The sequence below is a fragment of the Homoserinimonas sp. genome (assembly GCF_056262345.1).
In genome coordinates this window covers 1-4,794 of record NZ_JBACFR010000259.1, presented here as the reverse complement: position 1 = coordinate 4,794, position 4,794 = coordinate 1, and the positions used below count along the sequence as shown (strand labels likewise).

General features: G+C 65.8%; 3 protein-coding genes and 1 pseudogene. 2 read left to right on the top strand and 2 right to left on the bottom strand.

All coding sequences use genetic code 11. The features are described 5' to 3' along the window. The coding region (locus tag AC062T_RS12245; RefSeq protein WP_476030411.1) for a helix-turn-helix transcriptional regulator at window positions 1-1,445 on the top strand (1,445 nt) is incomplete at its 5' end. Here the strand turns inward: AC062T_RS12245 and AC062T_RS12240 are convergent. Further along, the gene (locus tag AC062T_RS12240) at window positions 1,442-3,475 is read right to left on the bottom strand and encodes an APC family permease (RefSeq protein ID WP_476030413.1); all 2,034 of its coding nucleotides are present in this window, start codon (window positions 3,473-3,475) and stop codon (window positions 1,442-1,444) included. The genes AC062T_RS12245 and AC062T_RS12240 overlap by 4 nt on opposite strands. 100 nt (window positions 3,476-3,575) lie before the next feature. Between AC062T_RS12240 and AC062T_RS12235 the strand changes: the two genes are divergently transcribed. Continuing rightward, the gene (locus tag AC062T_RS12235) at window positions 3,576-4,223 is read left to right on the top strand and encodes a hypothetical protein (RefSeq protein WP_476030409.1); all 648 of its coding nucleotides are present in this window, start codon (window positions 3,576-3,578) and stop codon (window positions 4,221-4,223) included. Between the two features lie 169 nt (window positions 4,224-4,392). On the opposite strand, the pseudogene AC062T_RS12230 reads toward AC062T_RS12235, so the two are convergent. Next, window positions 4,393-4,794 (bottom strand): annotated as a pseudogene (locus AC062T_RS12230) (hypothetical protein); the annotation flags it as partial.

Sequence of the window (4,794 nt, the reverse complement as noted above, 5' to 3'; positions counted from 1 at the left end):
TCGCCGTCGAAGCGCTTCATCGAAACCAGTATTCTGGGGTGATGGGGGAAGTCGCGGTGGTTCGGTCGTCTCCCGTCGTGCGCTCACTGCGGTGGGCCCTCGCGTTGCTCGGAGCCTCGCCCATGGCCCTCGGGAGCGCACTGCTTAACCTGGCCGTCGACCCCGCCGCCGCCGCGGGTGTTGCCCTCTACACCGTTGTGGTCTGCATCTATCTCGCGGCGGGCATCCTCGCCTGGTGGCGTCGCCCCGGCAACCGCATGGGGGCACTCATCGTGCTCGCTGGCTTCGCGGTCCTCGCCGCGGGGCTCTCGAATAGCCTCAATCTGCAGCTCATGGTCGTGGGCACCATCAGCGCCACGGTCGTGCTCGCCCTGACGGTGCACCTGCTGCACGCATTCCCCTCTGGCCGCATTCAGGGCAGAGCCTCTCGGTGGATTGTGTTCGCCGCCTACGCCAACTCGCTCGTGCTTGAGGCTCCCGGTTATCTCTTCGACCCCGGCGCGCAATCGCCCCTGTTCGTCAGCGACCTTCCGGGGCTCGCGGCCACAGCATCCGCGCTTCAGAGTGTGATCGGGCTAGCCGTCGCCATTGGCACGGCCATCGTTCTCGCCTCGAGACTGCGTGCGGCAGATGCTGCGCTCCGGCGAACCCTCGTGCCGCTGTTCGCCTACGGCATGCTGGCCATTCTGTTCATCCCGTTCAGCTCCGTCGTTCTCGAGGGTGTGTTCGGGGTCGACTCCTACTGGCGGGGCATTGCGCAGCTAGTTGTGATCGGGGGCGTTCCGATCGCGTTCACCCTGGGCATCCTCCGCGGCGGGTTCGCGCGAACCGCCGGCCTCTCGGAACTCGAGACCTGGCTGGGAGCGAGCGGCGGGGAACCGAGTGCGTTGACCGCAGCGCTCGCACGCACGATCGGCGACCCTGATCTCCAGGTCGCCTACTGGGTGGAGGACAGGGGAATCCACGTAGACGAGACCGGCGCCCCCGTTGCCCTCCCGGGTGGTCGCGGCCACCGATCGGCCGTCGAGGTCGAGCTGGATGGCCGCCGCATCGCCGCCATCATTTACAGCTCGGAACTCATCGCCGACTCGGAGAGCGTGCGATCGGCGGGCCGACTGGTGGCCCTCACCCTCGACAGAGAACGGTTGACGGCGGAGCTCCACGCGAGCGAGCGAGCGCTCGCTGCCTCGCGGGCCAGGGTGGAGATGGCGGATGCCACGACCTTCGATTCCGACAGCGGCATCGAGCGGCTCACTCGACGGCAGCGAGAGGTGCTCGCCCTCATCGCGCAGGGGCGCACGAACGCGGCCATCGCGCGCGAGCTCGTGCTGTCGGAGAAGTCGGTCGTCAATCACATCTCCCGCATTTTCGACGCCCTCGACCTGCCGATGGTTCCCGACGATCACCGACGAGTTATCGCCGCGATGCGTTACCTCGCCCGCTAGCCCCGCTTGTTTCCCGAGCGGGGCAGTGGTCGGCGAACGACAGGCTTCACCGGTTCGCCGCGGCGCACCTGCCCCGGCAGGGGCCGCGCCTTGCGGTCCGTGATCCCCGCGGACGAACCGAGAAGCCACGGCACCAACGCCACCGTCACGCCGTGCTCCAACATGAGCTTGTGGCGGATGCGGCGGGCCTTCTGGTTGTGCAGCAGCCGCTCCCACCAGTGACCAACGATGTACTGCGGAATGTAGACCGTCGTCACCTCTGGCCCATGCTTCTCGCGATGCGCGCGGATGTACGCGATCAGCGGTTCGCTGATGCCGCGATAGGGCGACTGCACAACGCGCAGCGGCACTCGGATGTTCATTTCGGCCCACTGCTTCTCCAGCAGGTCGGTTGCCGCATCGTCGACGGAGCAGTGCACCGCGTCGAGCGAATCGTGGCGGGCGGCGATCGCATAGTCGAGCGCCTTAAGGGTGGGCTTCTGCATACGGCCCACCAACACGATCGCGTGGTCCCCGCGGGAACCAAATTTCGTGACGGGGTCGACCTCAAGCTCACGCTCGATCTTGGCGTAGTACCGATTCACCCGAACCATGAGCAGATAAAGAACAGGCATGATCGCGAACACCAGCCACGCACCGTGCGTGAACTTGGTGACCGTGACGATGATCAGAACCGTCGCCGTAAACACAGCCCCTGTCGCGTTGATCGCGAGCCCCGACGCGACCGATCGCATCGGCGCCTCGCCCGACCGCACCATCGACATCCAGTGCTTGACCATGCCGGCCTGCCCCAGGGTGAATGACACGAAAACCCCGATGATGTAGAGCTGAATCAGCTGGGTCAGGTTCGCCTGGTAGACGACGAGCAGCACAATCGCGAGCAGCCCCAGCACAATCACGCCGTTGGAGAAGACGAGACGATCGCCGCGCGCCTGCAGCCCCTTGGGGGCGTAGCCGTCGCGGGCCAAAACAGAACCGAGCAGCGGGAACCCGTTAAACGCCGTATTCGCCGCGAGCAACAACACGGCAGCCGTCGCCGCCTGAATAACAAAAAACATGATCGTGGTGTCGCCGCCGAACACGGCAGCGGCCAGCTGCGCCATCACGCTGCGCTGCGGCTCCGTCGCGCACTCCGCCCAGCCGATGAGCGCGCACGGATCCTCGGAATAGTGAACCCTGCTGATCAACGCCAGCGCGGTCACCCCCACGAACAACACGATCGCGATGCCGCCCATCAGCACGAGGGTCCACTGGGCGTTGCGAATCTTGGGCGTTCTGAACGCTGGCACCCCGTTGCTGATCGCCTCGACGCCCGTCAGCGCGGAACATCCACTAGCAAAAGCCCGCAAGAGCAGCAGCACGATCGCCACCTGACTCAGGTCCTTCGCTTCAACCGTGTACGCGGCCGACTCCGCCACGGGAAGGTCACCGAGCGTCACCCGGATGCCTCCCACCACGATCATGAGCAGCACGCTCGCAATAAAGAGGTACGTCGGCAGCGCGAACGCTTTGCTCGACTCGGCGACGCCCCGCAGGTTCACCGCAACGAGCAGCACCACGAACACGACGGCCAACTCGACCCGTGCGCCGTGCAGCTCAGGGATCGCCGAAATGATGTTGTCGACGCCGCTCGCCACCGACACCGTGACCGTCATCACATAGTCGACGAGCAGAGCGGATGCCACAACGAGACCAGCCTTCTCGCCCAGATTGCGATGGGCCACCTCATAGTCGCCGCCGCCCGACGGATAGGCCTTCACGAGTTGCCGATACGACGCCACAACGACCAGCAGCAGAAGCACAACAGCCGCGGCAACCCACGGGGCAAACGACAGCATCGTGAGCCCGCCGAGCGTCAGAATCAGCAGCAATTCTTGAGGCGCGTAGGCGACGGATGAGAGCGGGTCGCTCGCGAAAATGGGCAGTGCCAGGCGCTTCGGCAGCAACTGGGCATCGAGCTTTTCTGTGGGCAGCGGTTCGCCGATCAACCAACGCTTCGGCGACCGCGCATCAGTGGTCACGACCGGCAACACTACGCCGATGCTGGCCCGACGCAAGTGGCAGAATTGGGCGGCCAGCGCAGCCGCCTAGCGCAGCGGATGCGGGGGCATCCATCGATAGAATCGGGCGGTGAGCACACCACAGGGCAAGCGTCGCCGGGTATGGCCGTGGATCGTCGCTGCCGCTCTCGTGGTGGTGCTCGTGCCCGTGGCGATAATTGTCGTGCCGATCCTGACGCACGAACAGCAGGGCACCTCAACCGTCGTAGATTCCGACGAGGAGTGGCCGCTCAGCGTCACCGCCGTCGGCGATGACGGGCGCACCCGCACCCTTGACGTTGTTTCGGCGCAGCCCGTTGGAACGGTCGATACGTCCGCCCTCGTCGAGGGCGAACGCATTGTGGTCACCGGCACGGGTTATGACACCTCGCAGGGTATCTACGTCGCCATCTGCAAGATCGCGCCCGACCCCGAAACGAAGCCCGGACCCTGCCTCGGCGGCGTTCCCGCGACCGAGGGTGAGCAGCAGGAAGCGGGCTCGGTGCAGTTCGCCCCCAGCAACTGGATTAACGACGACTGGGCGTGGAAGCTCTTCGGCGCCCGCAGCTATGACGACGCCGCCACCGGAACCTTCACGGCGTACCTCGAAGTGCCGTCACCCGTTGGCGACGGTGTCGACTGCCGAGTCGATGCGTGCGCCATCTACACCCGCAATGACCACACGGCCCTCTCGGACCGCGTGCAAGACGTCTACATCCCGGTCGGTTTCGCGGGGTAGTGGCGGCGCATCCCAGGATGCTGTGAGTGGCCAGTTTGTGCTCCAAAGGTCTCGTTTTGGCGCAGAAAGTGGCCACTCACGAGATCGTTCGGCCACGGCGCAGGGTGGTTGGGGCCGAGAGCTGCATTCCTCGTGCGACGAGTAGAGCGCGCACGCCTGCCACGAACTCTCAGGGCCTGCGGTTTAGATCGTCCGAGGTGACCCGCCGCACCCGCCATCCGGCATCCTCGAACCGCTCGCGACGGGCGATGTCGTAGCGAAACTGCCGCACGTCGGTGCGGTGGCCATCGCCCTCATACTCAAGGGCAACCATCGCTTCGACGTAGCTGAGGTCTGGCCGACCGAGCACCACACCATCCGCGCGATTGGCCGGCACATTCACCAACGGTTCGGGCAGCCCGCTTCGAACCAGCAGCATCCGGAGCAGACTTTCGCTACGGGAGTCGACCCGCTCGCGCACCTGGTTGATTGCGGAATGGCGGATGCGGCTGCCGCGCGATCCTGCGGTGGCGGTCACTGCGTCGCGCAGCTCGCTGAGGGTGGCGAGAGCTGGCCCCCGGCCGCCGGTGTC